This window comes from Streptomyces sp. NPDC005898 (assembly GCF_040629635.1).
GTDB lineage: Bacteria > Actinomycetota > Actinomycetes > Streptomycetales > Streptomycetaceae > Streptomyces.
Map to the genome: position 1 here is coordinate 58372 of NZ_JBEXWC010000024.1, position 25347 is coordinate 83718.

The window sequence follows — 25347 nt, forward strand, 5'->3', positions numbered from 1 at the left end:
GTGTCCGCACGCAATGCCGGTCCGTGATCTTTTCCCGGATTCCTCGCGAAGGCCGCCGCTCCGAAACCCGGCGGACCCCCCGGAACGTGACCGCCATCACGTAGGAAGCTACTAATCTACGCGAGTAGAAATTTTGTGCCGGTAGTCTGAAGGGACCTGCTCAGCACCAGCAAGCAGCACACGCCAGCACCACACACCGGGAGTGCCAGTGGCACGCGTCGTAGTCGACGTCATGCTCAAGCCGGAGATCCTCGACCCCCAGGGCCAGGCGGTGCAGCGTGCACTGCCGCGCCTCGGTTTCCAGGGCATCTCCGACGTACGTCAGGGAAAGCGATTCGAACTTCAGGTCGACGGGCCGGTGGACGACGCGGCCCTCGCCCGTATCCACGAGATGGCGGAGACCTTCCTCGCCAACACCGTGATCGAGGACTTCGTCGTAAAGGTGGAGGACGAGAAGTGACCGCTCGAATTGGAGTCGTCACTTTCCCCGGAACCCTCGACGACCGCGACACCCGGCGCGCCGTCCGTGTGGCGGGCGCCGAGGCCGTGCCGCTGTGGCACAAGGACAAGGACCTCAAGCAGGTCGACGCCGTGGTGCTGCCCGGCGGTTTCTCCTACGGCGACTATCTGCGGGCCGGTGCCATCTCCCGGTTCTCCCCGGTGATGGAGTCCGTCATCGAGCAGGCGAAGGCCGGCCTGCCGGTCCTCGGCATCTGCAACGGCTTCCAGGTGCTGACCGAGACCCACCTCCTGCCGGGCGCGATGCTGCGCAACAACCACCTGCACTTCATCTGCCGCGAGCAGAAGCTGCGCGTGGAGAACGCCGGGACCGCCTGGACCGCCGACTACACGGCGGGCCAGGAGATCTCGATCCCGCTCAAGAACATCGACGGGCAGTACACCGCCGACGAGCGGACCCTGGACATGCTGGAGGCCGAGGGCCGCGTCGCCTTCCGCTACCTCGACGGCAACCCCAACGGTTCGCTCCGTGACATCGCCGGCATCACCAACGAGGCGGGCAACGTCGTCGGCCTCATGCCGCACCCCGAGCACGCGGTCGAGCCGCTGGTCGGGACCGGCCGCACCGACGGCCTCGGATTCTTCACCTCGATCCTGAAGAAGCTGGTCAACGCATGACTCTGGACACCGTCAAGCACGCGGCCGAAACGCCCGACGTCAAGCTGCCCTGGGCCGAACTGGGCCTGAAGGAGGACGAGTACGAGCGCGTCCGCGAGATCCTCGGCCGCCGCCCCACCGGCGCCGAGCTGGCCATGTACTCCGTGATGTGGTCCGAGCACTGCTCGTACAAGTCCAGCAAGGTCCACCTGCGCCAGTTCGGCGAGAAGGTCCCCGACAACGACGCGATGCTCGTCGGCATCGGGGAGAACGCCGGCGTCGTGGACGTCGGCCAGGGCTACGCCGTCACCTTCAAGGTCGAGTCGCACAACCACCCCTCGTACGTCGAGCCCTACCAGGGCGCGGCCACCGGCGTCGGCGGCATCGTCCGCGACATCATCGCGATGGGCGCCCGGCCGGTCGCGGTCGTGGACCCGCTGCGGATGGGCGACGCGCACCACCCCGACACCAAGCGGGTGCTGCCCGGCGTCGTCGCGGGCATCGGCGGCTACGGCAACTGCCTGGGCCTGCCCAACATCGGCGGCGAGCTGGTCTTCGACGCCTGCTACCAGGGCAACCCGCTGGTCAACGCCGGTGCCATCGGCGTCATGCGGCACGAGGACATCCACCTCGCCAAGGCGTCGGGCCCCGGCAACAAGGTCATCCTGTACGGCGCCCGCACCGGCGGCGACGGCATCGGCGGCGCCTCGATCCTGGCGAGCGAGACCTTCGACGACACCAAGCCGAGCAAGCGCCCCGCCGTGCAGGTCGGCGACCCCTTCCAGGAGAAGCTCCTCATCGAGTGCACCCTGGAGGCCTTCGCCGAGAAGCTCGTGGTCGGCATCCAGGACCTCGGCGCGGCCGGACTCTCCTGCGCCACCAGCGAGTTGGCGTCCAACGGCTCCGGCGGCATGCGCGTCGAGCTGGACGACGTACCGCTGCGCGACTCCACGCTCACTCCCGAGGAGATCCTCATGAGCGAGTCGCAGGAGCGCATGTGCGCCGTCGTGGAGCCGGACAAGGTCGGGCGCTTCCTGGAGATCTGCGAGAAGTGGGACGTCATCGCCACCGTCGTCGGTGAGGTGACCGACGGCGACCGCCTGGAGATCTTCTGGCACGGCGAGAAGATCGTCGACGTCGACCCGCGCACGGTCGCGCACGACGGCCCGGTCTACGAGCGCCCCTACGCCCGCCCGGCGTGGCAGGACGCGCTCCAGGCGGACGACGCGAACAAGCTGCCCCGCCCGGCGGACGCGGACGAGCTGCGCGCGCAGGTCCTGAAGCTGGTCGCCGCCCCGAACCAGGCCGCGAAGTCCTGGGTCACCGACCAGTACGACCGCTTCGTGCAGGGCAACACCGTGCTCGCCCAGCCCGAGGACTCCGGGATGATCCGGATCAGCGAGGAGAGTGGCCTCGGCGTCGCCATCGCCACCGACGGCAACGGCCGGTACGCGAAGCTCGACCCGTACACGGGCGCCCGGCTCGCGCTCGCCGAGTCGTACCGCAACGTGGCCGCCTCGGGCGCCAGGCCGCTCGCGATCTCGGACTGCCTGAACTTCGGCTCCCCCGAGGACCCGGACGTCATGTGGCAGTTCGCGGAGGCCGTGCGCGGTCTCGCGGACGGCTGCCTGGAGCTGGGCACCCCGGTCACCGGCGGCAACGTCTCGCTGTACAACCAGACCGGCGAGGCCGCGATCCACCCGACGCCGGTCGTCGCCGTGCTCGGCGTGATCGACGACGTGGCCCGCCGCACGCCGATCGCCTTCCGGGAAGAGGGCCAGCTCCTCTACCTGCTCGGCGAGACGCGCGAGGAGTTCGGCGGTTCGGCCTGGTCGCAGGTGATCCACGACCACCTCGGCGGGCTGCCGCCCCAGGTGGACCTGGGCCGCGAGAAGCTGCTCGCGGACATCCTGATCTCGGCCTCCCGCGACGGCATGATCGACGCCGCGCACGACCTCTCCGACGGCGGTCTCGTGCAGGCCGTCACGGAGTCCTGCCTGCGCGGCGGCAAGGGCGCCCGCCTGGTCGTCCCGGACGGCCTGGACGCCTTCACGTTCCTCTTCTCCGAGTCGGCGGGGCGCGCGGTCGTCTCCGTGCCGCGCAGCGAGGAGCTGCGCTTCACCGACATGTGCGGCGCGCGGGGCCTGCCCGTCACGCGCATCGGCGTCGTCGACGGCGACGCGGTCGAGGTGCAGGGCCAGTTCACGCTGCCCCTGAGCGAACTGCGCGAGGCGCACGAGGGCACGATCCCGGGCCTCTTCGCCTGACGGTCACCTCTTGCGAAGCCCCCGCCCGGACCGCACCGTCCGGCGGGGGCTTCGGTGTTCCCGGGTTCGCCACCGCATCCCTCGACCCTCTTGATGGGCATTACGTAATTACGTAAGATCTGCCCATGGATCTGGAAGAGCGGGTCACCGAGCTGGAACGGCGTTTGGCGGAGCTGGAGAGCGCGGGCCCGACCGCGCCCCCCGTGGAGGAGGGCGACTTCTGGGCCCTCGACGCGCTGAAGGCACGGCACCCGGTGGGGCGGGACGCGGACGGTGCCGTGCTGTTCACCGGTGCCGTGCGGACGCCCACCGGGCACCGGTACGAGTGGCAGTACGGCCGACTCACGGAGTCGCTGTTCGAGGACGACTGGTCCGAGGCGGCCGATGCGTTCGCCGCGCTCGGCCATCCCGTGCGGCTGCGGCTGCTGCGGGAGATCATCGCGGGCACCCATACCGCCGCCGAGCTGGCCGCGCTCGACGACATCGGCACGACCGGCCAGATCTACCACCACCTGCGCCAACTGACCGGCGCCGGCTGGCTGCACAGCACGGGACGCGGCCGCCACGAGGTTCCGGCGGGGCGGATGGTGCCGCTGCTCGTGATGCTCTCCGCCGCGCGTCCCTGACCGACCACGCCGACCGCAGCAAGGGGAACGACATGTCCATGGGTATGCGCACATTCACCGCGGTGCTGCAACGCCTGCTGGTGCTCTACGTGTTCGTCCAGGTCGTGGCGGGGTTCTTCGTGGAGCTGCCGTACCCGTACTGGGCGGGCTGGATCCCGATCGTCGCCGTCCTCGCGATCGGCTTCGCCCGGCGCCGGGCCGCCCGCCGGGAGATCGTGGCGGACCCCCCGGCCCCCGTCGAGGTCGAGCCGCCCGTCACCGGCCGCTGGTCGGCGCTGAACAGCCCCGCCGACAAGGTGCCGAGCCACGGCACGCACAGCCTCGGGCAGACCTACGCCATCGACATCGTGGCCGTACCGGAGGAGGGGCCCGCCCGCCCGGCCTTCGCCTGGCTGTGGCCGGTCACACGCCGCAACCGCGCCTTCCCCGCGTTCGGGGCGCCCCTGCTCGCGGCCGGTGACGCCACCGTCGTACACGCGGAGGACGGCCGGCGCGACCACCTCAGCCGCAACTCCCTCGCCGCGCTCCTGTACTTCTTCCTGATCGAGGGCATCGGCAGGACGGTCGGCGGGGCCCGCGGCATCGTCGGCAACCACGTGGTGCTCGACCTCGGCGAGGGCACGTACGCCCTGTACGCGCACGTCGAGCGGGGCTCGCTGACCGTGCGGGCGGGCGACGAGGTGGTGGCCGGACAGCGGCTGGGCGGCTGCGGGAACTCGGGCAACTCCACCGAGCCGCATCTGCACTTCCAGTTGATGGACGGGCCCGACCTGAACGTGGCGCGGGGCGTGCCGTTCAGCTGGCGCGGGATCGGGGTGCCCGGCGGCGGCGAGACGTTCACGGTGCGGGCGGGCGCCGTCCCGGTACCGTGATCCGTATGACTGAGGAGCTGGGACTGCGGGCGCGCAAGAAGAGGCAGACCGCCGCGCGGATCTGGCAGGTCGCCGTGGACCTGTGCTCGGAGCGGGGTTTCGACCACGTCTCCGTGGCGGAGATCGCCGAGGCGGCCGACGTGTCAAAGATGACCGTCTTCAACTACTTCGGCACCAAGGAAGGCGTGATCGTCGCCCCCATGGAGGAGCACGCCGGGGATCCCGCCCGCGCGGTGCGCGAGCGTGCGCCGGGCGAGTCCGCGGTGGCCGCCATGCGCCGCCAGTTCCTGGAGCAGGTCGCCGGGCGCGATCCGGCGACCGGCCTCAGCGGTGACCCGCGCACCCTCAAGGTGCGCCAGCTCATCAACGAGACGCCGACCCTCGCGCACCGCATGGTGATCTTCCACATGCGCAGCGTCCAGCTCCTCACGGACGCCCTCGCCGAGGAGACGGGCGACGTGCTCCTCGCCCGGGTCGCCGCCGCCCAGCTCCTCGGCGCCCGGAACGCGCTCATCATGGAGAACCACCGGCGCACCCTCGACGGCGACCCGCTCGAAGACATCGCGAAGGACTGCGCCGCGTCCGCCGAACGGGCCTTCGGGCTGGTGGAGAAGGGCCTTCAGGGCTACCCCGGCAGCGTCTAGGCTCGACTCCATGCCCCCGGCCAAGAAGCGCACGCGATCGTACGACTCCGCCAAGATCCGCACCGCTGTGCTCACCCAGTCCGGCAACGTACGGGACGCGGTGCGCACCCTCACGCCCGAGCAGCTCGCCCGCCCGACCCGGCTCGGCGACTGGACGGTGCGCGAACTGTCGGCGCACATCGCGATGGTCCTCGGCACCGTCCACCGCTATCTGAGCGCCCCGGAGCCGGCGCGCCACGAAGTGCCGCTCATGGACTGGCCCTTCGCGACCGTCACGGCGGCCGCCCAGGTCGACGAGGACACCCGCGCCCTCGCCGAGACGGCGGGCACGGCGCTGGACGAGCTGTTCGCGCGCACCCTCACCGACTTCGAGCGGTCCCTGGCCGCGGCGCCCGACGAGCGCCTGGTGCCCTCCCGCTTCGGGGCGATGACCCTCGGCGACTTCCTCGTCACCCGCACGGTGGAACTGACCGTCCACACCGACGACTTGAACGACGCCGTGCCGGGCCTCGACGTCCCCCACGACCGGCAGGCCCTGGCCGCCTGCGCGCGCCTGCTCGCCGACGCGCTCGCGCTGAAGGCGCCGGGGGCCTCGACGGAGGTGCGGATCCCGCCGTACGCGGTGGTGCAGTGCGTCGAGGGCCCGCGACACACCCGCGGCACCCCGCCGAACGTCGTCGAGACGGACCCGCTGACCTGGATCCGCCTCGCCACGGGACGTACGGAGTGGGCGAGCGCCCTGGCCGCGGCACAGGTCAGCGCGAGCGGGGAACGGGCCGATCTCTCGGGGCTGCTGCCGCTCATGGCCTAGGGCGTCCGTCACGGGTCGGCCCCCGGCGCCGATCACGGGATGCCCCGGCCGGCGGAGCCGAGGGAACCGACACCCCCGCTCGTCCCGTCCCATCGCCATGCACACGCAGCGTCTGACCCTGACCCTGACCGCGCTGGCCTCCGCCGGGCTGCTGCTCACCGCATGCGGCACCGACTCGGGAGCCGGCTCCGAAGGCGGCTCCGACAGCCGTTCCGTGGCGAGCGAGGCGCCGCTCACCGGCGTCCGGTGGAACGTCGAGAGCGTCACCGCGGGCGGCAAGAGGTACGCGGCCCCCGACGGCGCCCATCTCAAGATCGGCAAGGACGGCGGGGTGCGCGGCAACCTCGGCTGCAACGACGTCACCGCCAAGGCCGAGGCGAAGGACGGCCGCATCACCTTCGGCGCCCCCGCCACCACCCGGAAGCTGTGCGCGGGCACCGCGATGAGCACCGAGCGCAGGCTGCTGAAGCTCTTCGACGGCACCGCGCGCTACGCGATCGAGCGCGAGACCCTGAAGCTCACCACCGCCGACGGCACGGTGATCCAGGCGCACGCCGAGCGGGAGAAGTAGCCGCCTCCCGGCGGGACCCCGACGGCGGCGGGACCTCAGCGGTAGGGCAGCAGCTCCCTGTCCGTCCGCTCCCACGCCGCCTTCAGCTCGGCCAGCAACCGCGGTTCGGCCGCCGCCCGGTCGGCCTGCTCCCGCCGGTCGGCCGCGAGGTCGAACAGCTGGTCCGCGCCGTCCTTGCCCCGGTAGTACTTCCACGCCCCGCGCCGCAGCGCCCGCTCCCCGCGCACCCGCCAGAACAGCTCGCGCGCCGGGAGGCGCGCGCCCCTGAGCAGATACGGCGCGAGACTCGTGCCGTCCAGCGGATACGCCGGGTCGGGCCGGGCCCCGGCGATCTCCAGAAGGGTCGCCGTCCAGTCCGGCGTGAAGACGGGCTCCTCGCTGACCTGCCCGCCATCGATCCGCGCCGGCCACCGCACGAGGGTCGGCACCCGGATGCCGCCCTCCTTCAGCGACCCCTTGTTGCCGGACAGCGGCCAGTTGTACGAAAAGCGCTCACCGCCGTTGTCGGAGGCGAAGAACACCAGCGTGTCCCGCTCCTGCCCGGACTCCCGCAGCGCGCGCAGCACCTCGCCGACGGACCGGTCCAGGTCCTCGACCAGCTGCGCGTACTTCTCGACGGAGCCGCCGTCCTGGTGCCAGAGCGCGCCCTTGTCGCCCGCCTTGATCCTGCGTACGATCTCGGCGCTCTGCTCCTCGTCGCCGTCCGCTATCCAAGGCCAGTGCGGGGTGGTGAAGTTGAGGTTGAGCAGCCAGGGCCGCTCCCCGTGGTCCCGCCGTACGTAGGCGCTCGCGCGCTCGGTGAGGACGCGCGTGTAGTACCTCAGGTCCTTGTACTCGGCGTCGCCTTCGCGGACCTTCCCCTCGTAGAGGTCGTACTCCCCGCCGAGCCCCAGCTTCGAGTAGTACTCCAGGGCGCCGCCGAAGTTGCCGAAGAACTCGTCCCAGCCCGAGCGGGTGGGGGAGTAGTCCGGCAGGTAGCCGCAGTGCCACTTGCCGATCAGGGCGGTCGCGTACCCGGCGCCGCGCAGCAGCGAGGCGAGCGTGGGATGCGTCGGTTCGAGGCCCACCGACTTGTCGGCTATGGGCTCCGCGAGGCCGCCCTTCGTACGCCCGGGGAAGCGGCCCGTGTACAGGCTGAAGCGGGTCGGGGAGCAGGTCGCGGACCCGGCGTAGGCGTCGGTGAACCGCACCCCCTGGCGGGCGAGGCGGTCCAGGTGCGGCGTCCTGATGTGCGGGGAGCCGTACGAGGACAGGTCGGCCCAGCCGAGGTCGTCGCCCAGGATGAACAGGATGTTGGGCCGCTTCGAGCGCCGCCCGCGCGCGGCGGCGAAGGGACGCTCGGCGGCCTCCGCCTCGGCGGTTCCGGCACCCGCGCCCACGCCGGCGGCGGCGGCGGCCGCGCCCGCCACCCCGCCGGCGAACGAGCGCCGGGAGAGCGGGGAGGGCCGGGAGGGCCGTGACAGTCCATGAGATCGCATGGAAGAGGAGCCTTCCGGCGCGCCGGAAGGGGCGTCAACGGCCGCCGGCCCCTGTTCACAAGGCTGTCGTCCCCGTTCACAGAGCCGTCGTGCGCCCGCAGCACAGAGGCGGCGATCCGGCCGCGCTCACCCTCCGTACAGGGGTCGTATCCCCAATTCGGACCAGTGGTCGATCTCGCCTACACTCGAAGATGTGCCACGTGGTGACGGTCGACTCAATCACGATCTGCTCCCCGGCGAGAAAGGCCCCCAGGACGCTTGTGGCGTCTTCGGTGTCTGGGCTCCGGGCGAAGAGGTCGCAAAGCTCACGTACTTCGGGCTCTACGCCCTCCAGCATCGGGGCCAGGAATCCGCGGGAATCGCGGTCAGCAACGGCTCCCAGATCCTCGTCTTCAAGGACATGGGCCTCGTGTCCCAGGTCTTCGACGAAACCTCTCTCAGCTCGCTCCAGGGTCATATCGCGGTCGGTCACGCCCGCTACTCGACCACCGGCGCCTCCGTATGGGAGAACGCCCAGCCGACGTTCCGTGCCACCGCGCACGGCTCCATCGCGCTCGGGCACAACGGCAACCTCGTCAACACGGCCCGGCTCGCCGAGCTGGTCGCCGAGATGCCCAAGGAGAACGGCCGCGCGACGCAGGTCGCCGCGACCAACGACACCGACCTGGTGACGGCTCTCCTCGCGGGCCAGGTGGACGACGACGGCAAGCCGCTGACCACCGAGGAGGCCTCGGCCAGGATCCTCCCGCAGGTCCGGGGCGCCTTCTCCCTCGTCTTCATGGACGAGCACACGCTGTACGCGGCCCGCGACCCGCAGGGCATCCGCCCGCTGGTCCTCGGCCGCCTGGAGCGCGGCTGGGTCATCGCCTCGGAGTCCGCGGCGCTCGACATCTGCGGCGCCTCCTACGTCCGCGAGATCGAGCCGGGCGAGTTCGTCGCCATCGACGAGAACGGCCTGCGAACGTCCCGATTCGCGGAAGCGAAGCCCAAGGGCTGTGTCTTCGAGTACGTCTACCTCGCGCGCCCCGACACGGACATCGCCGGGCGGAACGTCTACCTCTCGCGGGTCGAGATGGGCCGCAGGCTGGCCAAGGAAGCCCCGGTCGAGGCCGACCTGGTCATAGCGACCCCGGAATCGGGCACCCCCGCCGCGATCGGCTACGCGGAGGCCTCCGGCATCCCCTTCGGCGCCGGCCTGGTCAAGAACGCCTACGTCGGACGTACGTTCATCCAGCCCTCGCAGACGATCCGGCAGCTCGGCATCCGGCTGAAGCTGAACCCCCTCAAGGAAGTCATCAAGGGCAAGCGCCTCGTGGTCGTCGACGACTCGATCGTCCGCGGCAACACCCAGCGCGCCCTGGTCAAGATGCTCCGCGAGGCGGGCGCCGCCGAGATCCACATCCGGATCTCCTCGCCGCCCGTGAAGTGGCCGTGCTTCTTCGGCATCGACTTCGCCACCCGCGCCGAGCTGATCGCCAACGGCATGACCATCGAGGAGATCGGCTCCTCCATGGGCGCCGACTCCCTCTCGTACATCTCCATCGACGGCATGATCGAGGCGACGACCATCGACAAGCCGAACCTCTGCCGCGCCTGCTTCGACGGCGAGTACCCGATGGACCTGCCCGACCCCGAACTGCTCGGCAAGCAGCTTCTGGAGACGGAACTGGCCGCGGGCCCGGCGGGCACCGCCGCCGCCGACGCGATCCGTCGCCCGTAAGACCCCACGCAGTACGACACGAAAGTTCTCACCGTCATGTCTGAGACCACTGGTGCCAGCTACGCAAGCGCGGGCGTCGACATCGAGGCGGGCGACCGCGCCGTCGAGCTGATGAAGGAGTGGGTCAAGAAGACCCAGCGCCCGGAGGTCGCGGGCCTCGGCGGCCTCGGCGGCTTCGCCGGGCTCTTCGACGCCTCCGCCCTCAAGCGCTTCGAGCGCCCCCTGCTCGCCTCCGCCACCGACGGCGTCGGCACGAAGGTCGACATCGCCCGCCAGCTGGGCGTGTACGACACCATCGGCCACGACCTCGTCGCGATGGTCATGGACGACATCGTCGTGTGCGGCGCCGAGCCGCTGTTCATGACCGACTACATCTGCGTGGGCAAGGTCCACCCCGAGCGTGTCGCCGCCATCGTCAAGGGCATCGCGGAGGGCTGCGTGCTCGCCGGCTGCTCCCTCGTCGGCGGCGAGACCGCCGAGCACCCGGGCCTGCTCGGCCCCGACGACTTCGACGTCGCGGGCGCCGGCACGGGCGCGGTCGAGGCGGACCGCCTGCTCGGCCCGGATCGCATCCGCAAGGGTGACGCGGTCATCGCGATGGCCTCGTCCGGTCTTCACTCGAACGGGTACTCGCTCGTACGGCACGTGGTCTTCGACCGCGCCGGCTGGACGCTGGACCGCCGGGTGGAGGAGTTCGGCCGCACGCTCGGCGAGGAGCTCCTGGAGCCCACCAAGATCTACTCCCTGGACTGCCTGGCGCTCACCCGCACCACGGACGTCCACGCCTTCAGCCACATCACCGGCGGCGGCCTCGCGGCCAACCTCGCCCGGGTCGTCCCCGACGATCTGCACGCGATCGTGGACCGCGGGACCTGGACCCCGGACGCCGTCTTCGACGTCGTCGGTGCGGTGGGTCAGGTCGAGCGGCTCGAACTGGAGAAGACGCTGAACATGGGCGTCGGCATGATCGCGATCGTCCCCGAGGAGTCGGCGGACGCGGCGCTCACCACCCTCGCCGACCGTGGCGTGGACGCCTGGGTCGCCGGTGAGATCACCGAGCGCGGCGAGCACACCACGGGCGCGGCCCTCATCGGCGACTACGCCAAGTAGGACGCCCGGAAGGGCCCACAGCAGCACAAAACCCGGTCCGGGGTGGTGACCCACCCCGGACCGGGTGAAGTGCAGTCGCTACAACGAGGTCAAGCGCCGCGGCGCTGCGACGACGGGCCGGACTCGTCGGAGTCCTCTTCGTCGTCGACGTTGTACAGATCCGCGTACTGGGCGTACGGGTCGTCTTCCTCGTCGTCGTCCTCGAACGGCTCGCCATTAGGTGGCTGTTGCGAAGTCGAAGCGCCCAGCTCATTGGCCAGACGCGACAGATCAGTCCCGCCGCTGCTGTACTTCAGCTGGCGGGCGACCTTCGTCTGCTTGGCCTTTGCCCGGCCGCGCCCCATGGCTCGACCCCCTCGGATACGGGGCTCGACGGCCCCAGAGTCTTGACACGCGTTCATGATCTAGGACGGACTCTCCTCGGAGAGACCGGTCCGTAGGGCTTCCACGGTACCTGTTCCTGCGGCCATACGGTACGTCGCCCGCAGGACGCGCCTCGGCGCAGAACCCGCGAGGAGCCCCGTCCTCGCTGGTCAACTGCGATTTTAACCTCTTCTTGCCGGGCGACCCGCCGACGGGGGTGAGTCTTGTCTCCCGAATCCCGCCGGCGGGGCCCGCGCCGTGCGCTCAGCGCGCGTCGGCCATCCGCTGCTCGGCGATCCGGTCGGCCGCCGCAGCCGGCGGAATCCCGTCCTTCTTCGCACGAGCGAATATTGCGAGCGTGGTGTCGAAGATCTGCGCGGCCTTGGCCTTGCACCGGTCGAAGTCGAAGCCGCGCAGCTCGTCGGCGACCTGGATGACCCCGCCCGCGTTCACCACGTAGTCCGGCGCGTAGAGGATCGAGCGGTCGGCGAGGTCCTTCTCGACGCCCGGGTGCGCGAGCTGGTTGTTGGCGGCCCCGCACACCACCTTCGCGGTCAGCGCCGGCACGGAGGCGTCGTTCAGGGCGCCGCCGAGCGCGCAGGGGGCGTAGATGTCCAGGCCCGCCGTGCGGATCAGCGCTTCGGTGTCCGCCGCGGCGGTGACCGACGGATGCCGGTGGACGATCCGGGCCACGGCCTCCTCGCGCACATCGGTGATCACGACCTCGGCGCCGTCCGCCAGCAGGTGCTCCACCAGGTGGTGCCCGACCTTGCCGACGCCCGCGACGCCGACTTTGCGACCGCGCAGGGTCGGGTCGCCCCACAGGTGCTGGGCCGAGGCCCGCATGCCCTGGAAAACGCCGAAGGCGGTGAGCACGGAGGAGTCGCCGGCGCCGCCGTGCTCCGGGGAGCGCCCGGTGGTCCAGCGGCACTCGCGGGCCACGACGTCCATGTCCGACACGTACGTGCCGACGTCGCACGCCGTCACGTACCGGCCGCCCAGCGAGGCCACGAAGCGGCCGTAGGCCAGGAGCAGGGCCTCGCTCTTGATCTGCTCGGGGTCACCGATGATCACGGCCTTGCCGCCGCCGTGGTCGAGGCCGGCCATGGCGTTCTTGTACGACATCCCGCGCGCGAGGTTCAGCGCGTCGGCGACGGCCGCCGCCTCGTCCGCGTACGGATAGAAGCGGGTGCCGCCGAGGGCGGGCCCGAGGGCGGTGGAGTGGAGGGCGATGACGGCCTTGAGGCCACTTGCGCGGTCCTGGCAGAGCACTACTTGCTCATGGCCGCCCTGATCCGCGTGGAACAGGGTGTGCAGGACGCCGTTGTCTGCTGCGGTCACTGTGGTGACTCCCGGTCGGGTGGCGGCAATGGACGGGCTCCCGTACGGGTGGCGGGGGCCCGTTGGGCATGACACTAGAGCCTGTCCACCGCCGGGTTCGGCCATGGCACGATCAACAGTGTTTTCCGGTCCGTCCGCGGGGGAGGGAGCAGCCGTGCCCAAGGTGTCTTCGGTGACGGTCCCCTATGCGTCCTACTTGCGTGTCTACGAGCCGCTTGCCGCTTTTCCCGAGCCGGAACGCGCTCACTGGGAGCGCTACGCCCGGCGCCGGGACCGCCCCTCGTACCAGGACGAGCTGCGCCGCTCGCTGGCCGACCTGGTGCCGACGCCGCCCGTCCCGGTGCCGGTGCACGAGAGCGGCGACGCCTTCGTGGTGGAGGTCGACGGAGTGCTGTGCGTCTGCCCGTGGCGCACCCGGCTGCGCGGGTGGCAGGCCCTCGGCACGCTCGCCGAGCAGCTGCCCACGCCCGTCCTGGACGCGGTGCTCCCGCCGGTGCTGCGCCGGCAGACGGCCGCGGACTACGAGCGGTGGCTGGCCCGCAACCCCGACGCGCGCCCCTGGATCCGTACGTCCACGTGGCAGGTGCCGCTGCACTGGTTCGTGCTCGTCTCGGAACAGGAGCGAGACCATGACAAGGGCGACAAGGCTGACAAGGGCGACAGGCCCGACAAGGCCGACGAGGCCGACAAGGGGGAGCCGGGCGCCGCGCCGGTCCTGCGCTACCGCACACCCATGGTCGAGGCCAGGCGCCGGGTGGCGCGGGGTCTGAAGACGCTGCGGGAGGCGCTGGACGAGGCGCCGGTCGTCGAGAGGCTGGTGGACGTCGGGCGGTGGCTGGAGGAGTTCCACCCGCGCTCCCTGGTCGAGCTGGACTACGGCGGCCTGGTGCACGCCGTCTCCGAGGAGGAGCTGGAGGAGGACCACTCGGCGGCGGATGTCGCCGAGGGGATCGAGGCGCTGCGCACCGGCGACGACGAGGGGGCCGGCGAGGCGTATGCGAGGCTCGTGGAGCGATGGCGGGCGGTCCGGGACCTTCAGTTCGCGAACTGAGGGCCGGCGCGCACCGGGTGGCGGGACGTAGGTCCCGATCCGGGCCTTTGTGTCAAGCGTGACGGACCGCACTTTACCGCGCCCTTGCGCCCATCGCCCCTCCTCGTGCCAAAATAGGACAAGGAGTCCGGGGAGGACTCCTTCCGTCCGAGTAAGGGCGGATTGCTCTGCATTGCACGCTATGGGGGGTCCTGTTGACTCCTGATCGCTCTGTGACTGATCGTCACGGGTGCGTGACTGTCCGCTATGGCATGGTCCATCGGCTTCCGTCGGTGATGAACACCTGGGAGGGCAATTCCATCGGTTTGGCCGACGTGGCTGGACGGATGGTGTAGTTGTAGTGCCGAGGACAAGCCGTTCGTCCTATAACCGACTCGACTCGCGTCCGCCATTTCGGGCAACGCGGGTCAAGGTGCAGAATTTAGAGGAATGAACCGAGAAGGTTCGGTTCTCCCGAGGAGGCCGCTCATGACCGCTCGCACCCCTGATGCCGAGCCGCTGCTGACCCCGGCTGAGGTCGCCACGATGTTCCGCGTCGACCCGAAGACGGTGACGCGCTGGGCCAAGGCTGGCAAGCTCACGTCGATTCGCACGCTCGGCGGACACCGCCGTTACCGCGAGGCTGAGGTCCGCGCACTGCTCGCGGGCATTCCGCAGCAGCGCAGCGAGGCCTGACGTACGCCAGAAGTACCGCTCAACCAGCAGTAACCCGCACAACTCGGGCGAAGAGCACCACTGCTGCCGGGTCCCCCAACCCGGTCGTACGTCCGACATATAGCTACACGCGACGCGGTCCCCGCCCCAACGGGTGCCACGCCTGAGCCGCATGGGTGAGTCGTTCGATCGCGCTGGACTCCGCCGGGTCCAGCGCGATTTTTTTGTGCGCCGGCGCGGGTGTGCGGGCGGGCCCGGGGGCGGGCCTGGCACCCCCCGAGAGGGCCGCGCGGGGGCTGTGCGGGGGTCGCGTGGGGGCGTGGGCGGTGCGAGGCGGGCGCGTCCGGGGGGTGGTGCAATTGCACATATTAAATTGGCCCGTTGTAGGAAGGGTGTAAGTTCGGGCCTTTCCAAAACTTGTTCGGTGACACCCGTCACACGCCGCGCGCCTTGTTGTGTGAGTTGTCGCTGCGCTAAAGGGGTCAGGGGCCGGCGGGGCTCTCGTCGCCGTCGCCCTCGTCGGGTTCGCCGCACCCGTCCTCGCGGCCCTGGGTGGGCTCCTGAGCGAGCCTCAGCAGCCGATGGCAGATGGGGCAGTGGCGCGTCAGGTGGCGGTAGCCGGAGGCCGCCGCGAGGTGCGCGCGCAACAGGGCCCGGGTCTCGTGCCGCGCGGACGCGGAAGAAGCAGACATGCGTCACCTCCCGGGAGCCTGCCGTCGACTCCCTGATGTCCGGGGTACCGGCGGAATGTGACGCCGTCAAGACACGCGCCCGAGAACACGCCGGAGGCCGTAGGGGCCGGGTGGCCTGACATGCGAAAGACCCCGTAACCGATGCGGTTACGGGGTCTTCCTCTACTGCGGTCCTGACGGGATTTGAACCCGCGGCCTCCACCTTGACAGGGTGGCGAGCACTCCAAACTGCTCCACAGGACCTTGCTCGCGGCACTCGCTCGCGCGCTGTGCTGCGAGACAGGACTCTACAGCAGCGCAGGCCCGGCGGTCGAACTCACCCTGCGTGCCCGGGTGCTCACGGCGCCAGCGCGTCGATCGCCTTCACGATCCGCTTGTCCGAGACGGGGAACGCCGTGCCGAGCGCGTGCGCGAAGTAGCTGACGCGCAGCTCCTCGATCATCCAGCGGACGTCCAGGACCTCCTGCGGCACGGGCCGGCCCCGCGGCAGCTGTTCCAGGAGCCACAGGTACTCGTCCCGCATCTCGTGGACCTTCTCCATGCGGCTGGTGTCCCGCTGCGCGTTCGTCGGCATCTGCTGGAGCCGCCGGTCCGCCGCCATCATGTAGCGCATCAGGTCGGGCAGGCGCCGCAGCCCCGTCTCCGTCACGAAGCCCGGCTTGACGAGGGCGTCCAGCTGCTGCCGCACGTCCGCGAGGTTGGCGAGCAGCACGGGGCTCCTGGTCGACTTCAGGCGCCGCTCACAGGCCTGCCAGGCGGCGAGGACCTGCTGCACCTGCCCGACGGCCCGCACGGTCGTGTCCACGATCTCCGCGCGCACCTTGTCGAAGAGCTTGCGGTAGGACTCCTCGTCCCAGGCGGGCCCGCCGAAGTCCGCGATCAGCTTGTCCGCCGCCGCCATCGCGCAGTCGTCGAAGAGCGCCTGTATGGAGCCGTGCGGATTCGCGGACAGGGCGAGCTTCTGCTGGTTCGTCAGCTTGTCCGAGGCGAACTTGCCCGGGTTGACCGGGATGTTGCGCAGGATGAGCCGGCGGGTGCCGCGCCACATCGCCTGCCGCTGCTCCGCCTCGGTGTCGAAGAGGCGTACGGAGACGGTGTCGCCGTCGTCCACGAGGGCGGGGTAGGCCTTCACGGGCTGTCCGGCCCGCCGCGTCTCGAAGACGCGGCTGAGCGCGCCGATGCTCCAGTCCGTCAGCCCCGTGCGCTCCACCGCCGAGCCGCCCGTCCGCTCGGCGGTCGCGGCGGCGGCCTGCGAGAGCGCCTGGCGGGCCTTCGGCTTCAGCCGCAGCTTGAGCGCTTCGAGGTCCTTGTCCTCGGCGAGCTTGCGACGCCGCTCGTCGATGATCCGGAACGTGATCTTCAAGTGGTCCGGCACGCGCGTCAGATCGAAGTCGTCGGGCGAGACGGGCACCCCGACCATCCGCTGGAGCTCGCGCGCCAGCGTGACGTGCAGCGGCTCCTGCAACGGCACCGCGCGCTCCAGGAACGCCTTCGCGTAGTTCGGTGCCGGTACGTAGTTGCGCCGGATCGGCTTGGGCAGGGAGCGGATCAGCTCGATGACCACGTCCTCGCGCAGGCCCGGGATCTGCCAGTCGAAGCCCTCGTCCGTGACCTGGTTCAGGACCTGGAGCGGGATGTGGACCGTGACGCCGTCCGCGTCCGCGCCGGGCTCGAACTGGTAGGTCACCTTGAACTTCAGCGGCCCCTGGCGCCACGAGTCGGGGTAGTCGTCCTTGGAGACGTCACCGGCCTTCTCGTTGATGAGCATCGAGCGCTCGAAGTCGAGCAGTTCGGGCTCTTCGCGCTGCTTCTTCTTCCACCAGGAGTCGAAGTGCGCGCCGGACACGACGTCCGCCGGCACCCGCTGGTCGTAGAAGTCGAAGAGCGTCTCGTCGTCCACGAGGATGTCGCGGCGCCGGGCGCGGTGCTCCAACTCCTCGACCTCGGTGAGCAGTTTGCGGTTGGCGGCGAAGAATTTGTGGTGCGTGCGCCAGTCGCCCTCCACGAGGGCGTTGCGGATGAACAGGTCGCGGGAGACCTCGGGGTCGATCCGGCCGTAGTTCACCTTGCGGTCGGTGACGATCGGGACGCCGTACAGCGTGACCTTCTCGACCGCCATCACCGCCGCCTGGTCCTTCTCCCAGTGCGGCTCGCTGTACGTGCGCTTCAGGAGGTGCTGGGCGAGCGGCTCGACCCACTCGGGCTCGATCCTCGCGTTGACCCGGGCCCACAGCCGCGAGGTCTCCACCAGCTCGGCCGACATGATGAAGCGCGGGGGCTTCTTGAAGAGCGCCGAGCCGGGGAAGAGCGCGAACTTGGCGTTGCGGGCACCGATGTACTCGTTGCGCCCGCCGCGCTGCTTGGGGTCACCGTCCTTGGCGGCCCTGCCGTCCTTGGACTCCTTCACGTCCTTCATCCCGATGTGGGAGAGGAGGCCGGCGAGGAGGGAGACATGGACGCGGTCGTCGGGCGCGTCCTCGTCGTTGACGTGGATGCCCAGCTGCTTGGCGACCGTGCGCAGCTGCGCGTAGATGTCCTGCCATTCGCGGATGCGCAGGAAGTTCAGGTACTCCGCCTTGCACATGCGGCGGAACGACGACGAGCCGCGCTCCTTCTGCTGCTCGCGGACGTACCGCCACAGGTTCAGGTAGGCGAGGAAGTCGCTCGTCTCGTCCTTGAAGCGGGCGTGCTGCTGGTCGGCCTGGGCCTGCTTCTCGGCCGGGCGCTCGCGCGGGTCCTGGATGGAGAGCGCCGCCGCGATCACCATGACCTCGCGCACGCAGCCGTTCTTGTCGGCCTCCAGGACCATCCGGGCCAGGCGCGGGTCCACCGGCAGCTGGGCCAGCTTGCGGCCCTGCTGCGTGAGCCGCTTCTTCGGGTCCTTCTGGGTGGGGTCCAGCGCGCCCAGCTCGTGCAGGAGCTGCACGCCGTCGCGGATGTTGCGGTGGTCCGGCGGGTCGATGAAGGGGAACTTCTCGATGTCGCCGAGCCCGGCCGCGGTCATCTGGAGGATGACGGAGGCGAGGTTCGTACGGAGGATCTCCGCGTCCGTGAACTCCGGCCGGGAGAGGAAGTCGTCCTCGCTGTACAGGCGGATGCAGATGCCGTCCGACGTACGGCCGCAGCGGCCCTTGCGCTGGTTGGCGCTGGCCTGGCTGATCGCCTCGATGGGCAGCCGCTGCACCTTCGTGCGGTGGCTGTAGCGGGAGATGCGGGCCGTGCCGGGGTCGATCACGTACTTGATGCCGGGCACGGTCAGCGAGGTCTCGGCGACGTTCGTCGCGAGGACGATCCGTCTGCCCGTGTGCTGCTGGAAGACGCGGTGCTGCTCGGCGTGCGAGAGCCGGGCGTAGAGGGGGAGGACCTCGGTGAACCGGTAGTTCTTCTTGTTCAGCGCGTCCGCCGTGTCGCGGATCTCGCGCTCCCCGGAGAGGAAGACGAGGATGTCGCCCTTGCCCTCGGCCTGGAGCTCCTCGACGGCGTCGGTGATCGCGGTGATCTGATCGCGGTCGGAGTCGTCCGAGTCCTCTTCCAGGAGCGGGCGGTAGCGCACCTCCACCGGGAAGGTCCGGCCGCTGACCTCGACGATCGGGGCGTCCCCGAAGTGCCGCGAGAAGCGCTCGGGGTCGATGGTCGCCGAGGTGATGACGACCTTCAGGTCGGGGCGCCTGGGCAGCAGCTGGGCGAGGTAGCCGAGCAGGAAGTCGATGTTGAGCGAGCGCTCGTGGGCCTCGTCGATGATGATCGTGTCGTACGCCCGCAGCTCGCGGTCCGTCTGGATCTCGGCCAGCAGGATGCCGTCCGTCATCAGCTTGATGAACGTCCCGTCCGGGTTCACCTGGTCGGTGAAGCGGACCTTCCAGCCGACGGCCTCGCCCAGCGGCGTGTCCATCTCCTCGGCGACGCGCTCGGCGACCGTACGGGCCGCGATGCGGCGCGGCTGGGTGTGGCCGATCATGCCGCGCACGCCCCGGCCCAGCTCCAGGCAGATCTTGGGGATCTGCGTGGTCTTGCCGGAACCGGTCTCGCCCGCGACGATCACGACCTGGTGGTCGCGGATCGCCTCGGCGATGTCGTCCTTCTTCTGGCTGACCGGGAGCTGCTCGGGATAGGTGATCGCGGGCACGCGGGAGCCGCGCTCGGCCATCCGCGCCTCGGCCTTCGCCACGTCCGCCGCGATCTCGGCGAGGACGGCGGCACGGGCCTCGGGCTTGCGGACGCGGCGGGCACCCTCCAGCCGGCGCCCGATCCGGTGCTCGTCGCGCAGCGAGAGCTCGGTCAGACGGGAGGCGAGGGTGTCGAGGGTGAGGGCGGGCTGCGTAGACATACGCCGTCCAGGATCTCACCCGCCGCTCGGCGGTGGCGAACCGATTTCCCTCCCGAGGTGTCCCGGCACGTACGATTCCGGGCATGTTGTCCGGTACGCGTACGCCGTGGGGCCCCTTGCTCGGGGTCCTGCTGGTCGTGCTCGGGGTGTGCTGCGGGCCCGCCCGGGCGGCGGAACCGGCGACGAAGCCGGTGACGAAGCCGGTGGCGGAGCAGACGGCGACGGTGCGCGCCGGGGAGTCCACCGGGGTGCCCGGCTGCGGCCAGGGGAGCCGGCGGGAGACCGGGCAGCCGCCCGCCGCCCCGCCGCGCCCCACGTCCGCGTACGAGTTGCTGCCCGCCCTGCACGAGGCCCATGCCGCGTCCGGTGGGTGGGGCGCCGAGCAGACGGTGCCGTCGCCGGGACCGGAGCGCGGGCCGCCGCCCCTCGCGCCGCCCTCCCCCCTCGCTCTCTCGATCCTGCGCGTGTAGAGGCCCCCGCCCGGGGCCCCTTCAACGACGTACAGGAACAGAGAGAACTCCCTGATGCCCGAGAACGACAACAACAAAAAGAAGCACATCGCCATCGGCGCGGGCGTGGCCCTCGCCGCGCTGCTGCTCGGCGCCGCTTCCTACAGCGCGACCAAGCCGGCGGAGCACGCGTCGGCCGGCGCGCGGGACGGGTCGTCCGGCACGTCCGCAGAGCCGCGGGCCGGTGTCCACCCCGAGCTGGAGAAGCTCGCCCGCCGCGACGCCGGGGACCCGCTCGCCCGGGGCCGCGCGGACGCGCCCGTCGTGCTGGTCGAGTACGCCGACTTCAAGTGCGGCTTCTGCGGGAAGTTCGCCCGCGACACCGAGCCGGGTCTCGTGAAGAAGTACGTGGACAAGGGCGTCCTGCGCATCGAGTGGCGCAACTTCCCGATCTTCGGCGAGGACTCCGAGCGGGCCGCGCGCGGCGCGTGGGCGGCGGGCAGGCAGGGCCGCTTCTGGCAGTTCCACGAGGCCGCGTACGCCGAGGGGGCCAAGGAGAAGGGCTTCGGCGACGACCGGCTCAAGGAACTGGCCGAGGAGGCCGGGGTCGAGGACATCGGCCGCTTCGTGCGCGACGCCGACGGCGACGCCGCCGAGGCGGCCGTGCGCGAGGACCAGCAGGAGGCGTACGGCCTCGGCGCCACCTCCACGCCGTCCTTCCTGGTCAACGGCAGGCCCATCGCGGGCGCGCAGCCGGACGAGGTCTTCGCCCAGGCGATCGAGGCGGCCGCCGAGGAGGCCGGCCCGGCCCGTGGCAGGGGTGGTTCGCGGTGACCGCCGGCGTGGGCTACTTCGCCGCCTTCCTGGGCGGGCTGCTCGCCCTGGTCAGCCCGTGCAGCGCACTGCTGCTGCCCGCCTTCTTCGCGTACTCGATCGACTCCGCCTCCCGGCTCGTCGCGCGGACCGGCATCTTCTACGCGGGTCTCGCCACCACCCTGGTCCCGCTGGGCGCGGCCGGGTCCTACGCGGGGCGTTTCTTCTTCGGCCACCGCGACCAGCTGGTGCTCGTCGCCGGGTGGCTGATCGTCGGGCTCGGGGTGCTCCAGGTGGTGGGGAGGGGGTTCGCCTCGCGCCGCATGGCGGAGCTGTCGGGGCGCATCCGGCCGACGACCGCCTTCTCCGTGTACGCGCTGGGCGCGGTGTACGGGCTCGCCGGGTTCTGCGCCGGGCCGATCCTCGGCAGCGTCCTGACGGTCGCGGCGGTCAGCGGGAGCCCGGTGTACGGCGGGCTGCTGCTCGCGGTCTACGCCCTCGGCATGGCCGTGCCGCTCTTCGTCCTCGCGCTGCTCTGGGAGCGGTTCGACCTGGGACGGCGGGCGTGGCTGCGGGGCCGGGCCTTCCGGCTGGGGCGGTTCGAACTGCATACGACCTCGCTGCTGTCCGGGCTCTTCTTCATCGGCCTCGGGGCGCTCTTCCTCGCCTACGACGGGACGACCGCGCTGCCCGGTCTGCTGGACGTGGACGACTCGTTCGCGGTGGAGCGGTGGGCCGGGGGCGTGGGCAGGGCGGTGCCGGACGCCGCGCTGCTGATCGGGGTCGTGGTGCTGGTGGGGGCGGTGTGCGCGGTGCGGGGGTGGCGGGGACGGGAGAGGCGGCGACGGGGGAGGTCTGTTTCGTCAGCTTCTGAGTGAGTGGTGCGGGTATGCGTGGTTTAGCGTGTTCGTATGCCTGATCACGAGCCGGGAGAGCAGAGTCAGCAGGGCGCGCATCCCCACGGCGCGCACGGGCGGGTCCCCACCCGCGGTGAGCGGTGGGAGTCCTTCAAGGAGTCGCCCTTCCTGCCGGCGATCGTGCTGGTCTTCATCCTGGCGGCCGCGGCGGGGCTCTTCGCGGGTTCGTACACGTACTCCATGGCGAACCCGACGCCCCACCACGTGCCCACGGCGGTGGTCGGGGCGCCGGACAACGCGCGCGGCAAGGCCTTCCTCGACGGCATGGAGAAGGCGCTGAACGCCTCGCTGGAGGTGCGGCGGTACGACGACGTCGCCGGGGCCCGGCGGGACGTGGAGGAGCAGAAGGTCTTCGCGATCCTCGACGTGGGCGAGGACAAGGTGACCCTGGACGTGTCGGGGGCGTCCGGGGCCTCGGTCGCGCAGGTGCTCGCGGAGACCGCGCCGAAGGTGGGCGAGAAGGTCGGGGTCCCGGTCACGGTGAAGGACATCAAGCCGTTGCAGGAGGGCGACCCCAGGGGGCTCGCGATCTTCTACATCTCGCTGGCGGCGGTGATCATCGGCTTCGTCGGGGCGATCCAGCTGAGCGTGCACGCGCGGGGGCTGAATCCGGCGGAGCGGATCGGGTTCACGGCGCTGTACGCGCTGCTCGGGGCGTTCGTCATCGCGGCGGTCGTCGACTGGTGGCTGGGGGCGGTGGATCTGCCGTTCGTGGAGTCGTGGCTGATCCTGGCGCTGACGCTGTTCGCGTCCGGGATGGTCTTCACCATGTTCAACACGCTGTTCGGGCGGTGGGCGATGCTGCCGACGTGGGGGCTGATGGTGCTGCTCGGGAACCCGTCGTCCGGGGGCGCGGTGTCCTGGCCGCTGCTGCCGTCCGTGCTGGGGCACATCGGGCAGTGGCTGCCGCCGGGGGCGTCGGTCAACGCGCAGCACACGGCGGTGTACTTCGGCGGCCACCAGCACGCGTTCCCGTTCCTGGTGCTCGGGGGCTGGGCGCTGGTGGCCTCGGCGGTGTTCTGGGTGTGGCGGCACCGCCATCCGGGGGGCCGGGCGGGGAGGGCGGCCCATGCGGGCAAGCCCGCGTAGAGGTGTCCGGGAACGCCGAAGGCCCCGTCCGGGGACGGGGCCTTCGGGGAAGTGGCTGGGGCCGGGATCGAACCGGCGACCTATCGCTTTTCAGGCGATCGCTCGTACCAACTGAGCTACCCAGCCACGCGATCCGCGTGGAATCGCAAGCGGTCCTGACGGGATTTGAACCCGCGGCCTCCACCTTGACAGGGTGGCGAGCACTCCAAACTGCTCCACAGGACCAAGCAATGTGCGAGCACCAGTCTCGCACATGGTGTTGCGTGCCCCCAACGGGATTCGAACCCGTGCTACCGCCTTGAAAGGGCGGCGTCCTGGGCCACTAGACGATGAGGGCTAAGGGCCCACCTGGGCGCTTTGCAGCGCGTCGGGGACGTGAGAAGCATATGGGATGCGGGGAGGTATCGCCAAAACAGTTACCCGGGGGCCCGGGAGCGTGCCCCGGCGGAGCGTTCGGGAGAGGTGGCGGGGGCCGTCGGGGAGGGGCTCGCGCCGGGCTGGTTCTCCTTGGGCAGATGCCGGCTGACCTCCGCCTTCGTCAGGCCGAGTCCCCCCAGCTTGATCTCGTCCCAGGCCTGCAGCCGTCTTGTCGTACGGTCCAGGTACAGGACGGAGGCCTCGACCGGGTCGGGGTACTTGCCCTCGACCGCGCGCAGTCCACTGCCGCCCGTCGAGCCCTCGACCCGCAGCCGTGTGCCGCCGTCCAGGACCTCCATCAGCTGGTGGTGGACGTGCCCCGCGAGGGCCAGCGGAACCTCGCCGTCCGTCTCGCGCGCGGCCGTCGGGTTGTGCGCGATCGCCACGTCGACCGGGGTGCCGGCGGCCCGTTCGGCGCGCAGGGCCGACGCGAGGCGGATGCCGGCCATGTGCTGGACCGTGTCGCCGCCGGTCTTCCCCGAACGGTCGGGCGTGTACTGCGGGTCGCCGATCCCGGCGAGGCGCAGACCGGCGACGGTCTCGGCCCTGCCGTCGTCCAGGACGTGCACGTTCTTGAAGCGTTCCAGGTAGCGCTGGGTGGTGAACGAGTCGTGGTTGCCGCGCACCCACACGTAGGGGGCGCCCAGGTCCTCGATCGGGTCCAGGAAGCCGTTCTCGGCCGCCGTGCCGTGGTCCATCGTGTCGCCGGAATCGACGATGACGTCGATGTCGTACTGCTCGACGAGCGAGGCGATGATCTTCCAGCTCGCCGGGTTCAGATGGATGTCGGAGACGTGCAGGAGCCGCATGGTGGTGGGGTCCGGCTGGTAGGCGGGCAGCGAGGACGTCACGTCGTAGAGCTTGGTGACGTTGGTGACCAGGCGGGCCAACTCCTGCTGGTAGACGTCGAATTCGGTGACGATGCTGCGGGCGTTGCCGACGACGGAGGGCGCGCTGCTGAGCAGGCCGGAGAATTTGGGCTCCAGGACCGACTTCGGGTTCCAGGTGGCGTACGCGGCCGTGCCCGACGCCGCGAGCAGGGCGAGCGCCAGGCCGCCCGCCGCGAGCGCGCGGCGCGGGCGGCGGTAGACGGCGAGGCCGAGCGCGGTGGCGCCGGAGACGACGGCCACGCAGGAGCGCACGGCGAGGTCGAGCGTGCCGTGGCCGACGTCGCGCGCGACCTCGTCCTGGAGCCCGGCGAGCCGCTCGGGGTGGTCGACCAGGGCCTGGGAGCGGACCGGGTCGAGGCGGTCCACGTCGACGTCGAGACGGATGGGCGCGGTGTGGGAGTGCAGCTCCAGGGCGCCCAGCGGCGAGACGTTGATCTTCGTGCCGCCGGTCAGGGACGGGCGGAGCGTCATGCGGGTGTCCATGGGGCCCACCGGCGCGCGCACGCTGCCGACGATCAGCAGGCCGAGCCAGGCGCCGACGAGCACGACCGTGACGAGGCCGAGGGCGCGGGCGCAGGGGCGGGTCGGTTCGCCGATCGCCCGGGTGCGGCGGCGGCCCACGCGGGCGGCGGCCGCCCGTCGCAGCCCTCGGGGAACGACCGTGAAGGCGCGTGCCATTGGTCCCGTATGCCCAGGGCGGGCGCGGGGTATGCCGGGACGGGGGCGGGGGCGTGGCCGACAATGGGGGTGTGCTGGAGATGACGCGCGAGGAGTTCGAGGAACTGGTCGGCGAGGCTCTCGACCGGATTCCGCCGGAGTTGACGCGGCTGATGGACAACGTGGCCGTCTTTGTCGAGGACGAGCCGCCCTCCGACGATCCCGAGCTGCTCGGGCTGTACGAGGGCACGCCGCTGACCGACCGCGGCGAGTGGTACGCGGGTGTCCTGCCGGACCGCATCACCATCTACCGGGGGCCCACGCTCCGGATGTGCGAGTCGCGGGAGGACGTGGTCGCCGAGACGGAGATCACGGTGGTGCACGAGGTGGCGCACCACTTCGGGATCGACGACGCGCGGCTGCATGCGCTCGGGTACGGGTGAGGGGGGCGGCCGTTCAGGGGTGCGGGGCG

Annotated in this window: 23 protein-coding genes and 4 tRNA genes; 17 read left to right on the plus strand and 10 right to left on the minus strand. The window is 71.0% G+C overall.

Going from position 1 to position 25347, the window contains the following annotated elements; genetic code table 11:
* Positions 1-208 precede the first annotated feature (208 nt).
* From purS to ABZ385_RS26720, 8 genes are all read left to right on the plus strand, one after another.
* Entirely contained in the window at positions 209-460 is a 252-nt protein-coding gene (gene purS, locus ABZ385_RS26685; RefSeq protein WP_358582497.1) for a phosphoribosylformylglycinamidine synthase subunit PurS, read from the plus strand.
* Positions 457-1137, plus strand: coding sequence for a phosphoribosylformylglycinamidine synthase subunit PurQ (gene purQ / locus ABZ385_RS26690; protein WP_358582499.1), 681 nt, complete (start codon positions 457-459; stop codon positions 1135-1137). Before purS ends, purQ begins: the two co-directional genes overlap by 4 nt.
* Positions 1134-3383, plus strand: a complete 2250-nt coding sequence (gene purL, locus ABZ385_RS26695) for a phosphoribosylformylglycinamidine synthase subunit PurL (protein WP_358582502.1) — start codon at positions 1134-1136, stop codon at positions 3381-3383. Before purQ ends, purL begins: the two co-directional genes overlap by 4 nt.
* Positions 3384-3508: 125 nt before the next feature.
* On the plus strand, positions 3509-4009 hold the full coding sequence (locus ABZ385_RS26700) for a helix-turn-helix domain-containing protein (RefSeq protein WP_358697318.1): 501 nt from the start codon (positions 3509-3511) through the stop codon (positions 4007-4009).
* Positions 4010-4041: 32 nt separating this feature from the next.
* Positions 4042-4881, plus strand: coding sequence for a M23 family metallopeptidase (locus tag ABZ385_RS26705; RefSeq protein WP_358913562.1), 840 nt, complete (start codon positions 4042-4044; stop codon positions 4879-4881).
* A 5-nt stretch (positions 4882-4886) separates the two neighbouring features.
* Positions 4887-5525, plus strand: coding sequence for a TetR/AcrR family transcriptional regulator (locus ABZ385_RS26710; protein WP_358582510.1), 639 nt, complete (start codon positions 4887-4889; stop codon positions 5523-5525).
* Between the two features lie 10 nt (positions 5526-5535).
* Complete coding sequence (locus ABZ385_RS26715; RefSeq protein WP_358913563.1) at positions 5536-6336, plus strand: sterol carrier family protein; 801 nt, start codon at positions 5536-5538, stop codon at positions 6334-6336.
* Between the two features lie 97 nt (positions 6337-6433).
* Positions 6434-6907 (plus strand): META domain-containing protein, encoded by a 474-nt coding sequence (locus ABZ385_RS26720; RefSeq protein WP_358582514.1) that lies wholly within the window; start codon positions 6434-6436, stop codon positions 6905-6907.
* Between the two features lie 35 nt (positions 6908-6942).
* Here ABZ385_RS26720 and ABZ385_RS26725 read toward each other — a convergent pair whose 3' ends face one another.
* Positions 6943-8385, minus strand: a complete 1443-nt coding sequence (locus ABZ385_RS26725) for a sulfatase-like hydrolase/transferase (protein ID WP_358913564.1) — start codon at positions 8383-8385, stop codon at positions 6943-6945.
* 193 nt (positions 8386-8578) lie between these two features.
* Here ABZ385_RS26725 and purF point away from each other — a divergent pair, with 193 nt between their 5' ends.
* Positions 8579-10105 carry an amidophosphoribosyltransferase gene (gene purF, locus ABZ385_RS26730; RefSeq protein WP_358913565.1) on the plus strand — a complete coding sequence of 509 codons (1527 nt, stop codon included), beginning with the start codon at positions 8579-8581 and terminating at the stop codon, positions 10103-10105.
* Positions 10106-10141: 36 nt separating this feature from the next.
* Positions 10142-11215, plus strand: coding sequence for a phosphoribosylformylglycinamidine cyclo-ligase (gene purM / locus ABZ385_RS26735; protein ID WP_358697410.1), 1074 nt, complete (start codon positions 10142-10144; stop codon positions 11213-11215).
* 89 nt (positions 11216-11304) lie between these two features.
* Here purM and ABZ385_RS26740 read toward each other — a convergent pair whose 3' ends face one another.
* Together ABZ385_RS26740 and ABZ385_RS26745 are read right to left on the minus strand one after the other, a co-directional pair.
* Complete coding sequence (locus ABZ385_RS26740; protein ID WP_125513810.1) at positions 11305-11559, minus strand: DUF3073 domain-containing protein; 255 nt, start codon at positions 11557-11559, stop codon at positions 11305-11307.
* A gap of 283 nt (positions 11560-11842) precedes the next feature.
* Positions 11843-12919, minus strand: coding sequence for a Glu/Leu/Phe/Val dehydrogenase dimerization domain-containing protein (locus ABZ385_RS26745; RefSeq protein ID WP_358585434.1), 1077 nt, complete (start codon positions 12917-12919; stop codon positions 11843-11845).
* 154 nt (positions 12920-13073) lie between these two features.
* Here ABZ385_RS26745 and ABZ385_RS26750 point away from each other — a divergent pair, with 154 nt between their 5' ends.
* The gene (locus ABZ385_RS26750) at positions 13074-13970 is read left to right on the plus strand and encodes a hypothetical protein (RefSeq protein ID WP_358913566.1); all 897 of its coding nucleotides are present in this window, start codon (positions 13074-13076) and stop codon (positions 13968-13970) included.
* A 468-nt stretch (positions 13971-14438) separates the two neighbouring features.
* Complete coding sequence (gene bldC / locus ABZ385_RS26755; RefSeq protein ID WP_003949541.1) at positions 14439-14645, plus strand: developmental transcriptional regulator BldC; 207 nt, start codon at positions 14439-14441, stop codon at positions 14643-14645.
* A 461-nt stretch (positions 14646-15106) separates the two neighbouring features.
* Here bldC and ABZ385_RS26760 read toward each other — a convergent pair whose 3' ends face one another.
* The 3 genes from ABZ385_RS26760 to hrpA all read right to left on the minus strand — a co-directional run bounded on the left by ABZ385_RS26760 (position 15107) and on the right by hrpA (position 19643).
* Positions 15107-15316: a DUF6274 family protein gene (locus tag ABZ385_RS26760; protein WP_358585438.1), complete on the minus strand. Its 210-nt coding sequence runs from the start codon at positions 15314-15316 to the stop codon at positions 15107-15109.
* Between the two features lie 168 nt (positions 15317-15484).
* A tRNA-Asp gene (locus tag ABZ385_RS26765) sits at positions 15485-15559 on the minus strand.
* 94 nt (positions 15560-15653) lie between these two features.
* Entirely contained in the window at positions 15654-19643 is a 3990-nt protein-coding gene (gene hrpA, locus ABZ385_RS26770; RefSeq protein WP_358913567.1) for an ATP-dependent RNA helicase HrpA, read from the minus strand.
* An 83-nt stretch (positions 19644-19726) separates the two neighbouring features.
* Here hrpA and ABZ385_RS26775 point away from each other — a divergent pair, with 83 nt between their 5' ends.
* Genes ABZ385_RS26775 through ABZ385_RS26790 form a run of 4 tightly spaced genes read left to right on the plus strand, consistent with a single transcriptional unit; the run spans position 19727 to position 22911 of the window.
* Positions 19727-20113: a hypothetical protein gene (locus tag ABZ385_RS26775; RefSeq protein WP_358585442.1), complete on the plus strand. Its 387-nt coding sequence runs from the start codon at positions 19727-19729 to the stop codon at positions 20111-20113.
* A 54-nt stretch (positions 20114-20167) separates the two neighbouring features.
* A complete protein-coding gene (locus ABZ385_RS26780) occupies positions 20168-20926 on the plus strand; it encodes a DsbA family protein (RefSeq protein WP_358585444.1) in 759 nt (252 codons plus the stop codon).
* Complete coding sequence (locus ABZ385_RS26785; RefSeq protein WP_358913568.1) at positions 20923-21783, plus strand: cytochrome c biogenesis CcdA family protein; 861 nt, start codon at positions 20923-20925, stop codon at positions 21781-21783. The genes ABZ385_RS26780 and ABZ385_RS26785 overlap by 4 nt, the downstream gene beginning before the upstream one ends.
* 33 nt (positions 21784-21816) lie before the next feature.
* Entirely contained in the window at positions 21817-22911 is a 1095-nt protein-coding gene (locus tag ABZ385_RS26790) for an ABC transporter permease (RefSeq protein ID WP_358913569.1), read from the plus strand.
* Positions 22912-22963: 52 nt separating this feature from the next.
* On the opposite strand, the gene ABZ385_RS26795 is transcribed toward ABZ385_RS26790, so the two are convergent.
* The 4 genes from ABZ385_RS26795 to ABZ385_RS26810 all read right to left on the minus strand — a co-directional run bounded on the left by ABZ385_RS26795 (position 22964) and on the right by ABZ385_RS26810 (position 24896).
* Positions 22964-23037 (minus strand) — tRNA-Phe (locus tag ABZ385_RS26795).
* A gap of 24 nt (positions 23038-23061) precedes the next feature.
* Positions 23062-23136: transfer RNA gene (locus tag ABZ385_RS26800), tRNA-Asp, on the minus strand.
* A 39-nt stretch (positions 23137-23175) separates the two neighbouring features.
* Positions 23176-23248, minus strand: a tRNA-Glu gene (locus ABZ385_RS26805).
* A gap of 79 nt (positions 23249-23327) precedes the next feature.
* On the minus strand, positions 23328-24896 hold the full coding sequence (locus tag ABZ385_RS26810; protein WP_358913570.1) for a metallophosphoesterase: 1569 nt from the start codon (positions 24894-24896) through the stop codon (positions 23328-23330).
* 71 nt (positions 24897-24967) lie between these two features.
* Between ABZ385_RS26810 and ABZ385_RS26815 the strand changes: the two genes are divergently transcribed.
* On the plus strand, positions 24968-25318 hold the full coding sequence (locus ABZ385_RS26815) for a metallopeptidase family protein (RefSeq protein ID WP_358585451.1): 351 nt from the start codon (positions 24968-24970) through the stop codon (positions 25316-25318).
* Positions 25319-25347: the final 29 nt, after the last annotated feature.

What these genes read in the sequence shown, in the direction of transcription:
- purL (WP_358582502.1), top strand. Translation starts at nt 1,134, where the DNA reads ATGACTCTGGACACCGTCAAGCACGCGGCCGAAACGCCCGACGTCAAG.
- ABZ385_RS26700 (WP_358697318.1), top strand. Translation starts at nt 3,509, where the DNA reads ATGGATCTGGAAGAGCGGGTCACCGAGCTGGAACGGCGTTTGGCGGAG.
- ABZ385_RS26705 (WP_358913562.1), top strand. Translation starts at nt 4,042, where the DNA reads ATGTCCATGGGTATGCGCACATTCACCGCGGTGCTGCAACGCCTGCTG.
- ABZ385_RS26710 (WP_358582510.1), top strand. Translation starts at nt 4,887, where the DNA reads ATGACTGAGGAGCTGGGACTGCGGGCGCGCAAGAAGAGGCAGACCGCC.
- ABZ385_RS26715 (WP_358913563.1), top strand. Translation starts at nt 5,536, where the DNA reads ATGCCCCCGGCCAAGAAGCGCACGCGATCGTACGACTCCGCCAAGATC.
- ABZ385_RS26720 (WP_358582514.1), top strand. Translation starts at nt 6,434, where the DNA reads ATGCACACGCAGCGTCTGACCCTGACCCTGACCGCGCTGGCCTCCGCC.
- ABZ385_RS26725 (WP_358913564.1), bottom strand. Translation starts at nt 8,385, where the DNA reads ATGCGATCTCATGGACTGTCACGGCCCTCCCGGCCCTCCCCGCTCTCC.
- purM (WP_358697410.1), top strand. Translation starts at nt 10,142, where the DNA reads ATGTCTGAGACCACTGGTGCCAGCTACGCAAGCGCGGGCGTCGACATC.
- ABZ385_RS26740 (WP_125513810.1), bottom strand. Translation starts at nt 11,559, where the DNA reads ATGGGGCGCGGCCGGGCAAAGGCCAAGCAGACGAAGGTCGCCCGCCAG.
- bldC (WP_003949541.1), top strand. Translation starts at nt 14,439, where the DNA reads ATGACCGCTCGCACCCCTGATGCCGAGCCGCTGCTGACCCCGGCTGAG.
- ABZ385_RS26760 (WP_358585438.1), bottom strand. Translation starts at nt 15,316, where the DNA reads ATGTCTGCTTCTTCCGCGTCCGCGCGGCACGAGACCCGGGCCCTGTTG.
- hrpA (WP_358913567.1), bottom strand. Translation starts at nt 19,643, where the DNA reads ATGTCTACGCAGCCCGCCCTCACCCTCGACACCCTCGCCTCCCGTCTG.
- ABZ385_RS26775 (WP_358585442.1), top strand. Translation starts at nt 19,727, where the DNA reads ATGTTGTCCGGTACGCGTACGCCGTGGGGCCCCTTGCTCGGGGTCCTG.
- ABZ385_RS26780 (WP_358585444.1), top strand. Translation starts at nt 20,168, where the DNA reads ATGCCCGAGAACGACAACAACAAAAAGAAGCACATCGCCATCGGCGCG.
- ABZ385_RS26790 (WP_358913569.1), top strand. Translation starts at nt 21,817, where the DNA reads ATGCCTGATCACGAGCCGGGAGAGCAGAGTCAGCAGGGCGCGCATCCC.
- ABZ385_RS26810 (WP_358913570.1), bottom strand. Translation starts at nt 24,896, where the DNA reads ATGGCACGCGCCTTCACGGTCGTTCCCCGAGGGCTGCGACGGGCGGCC.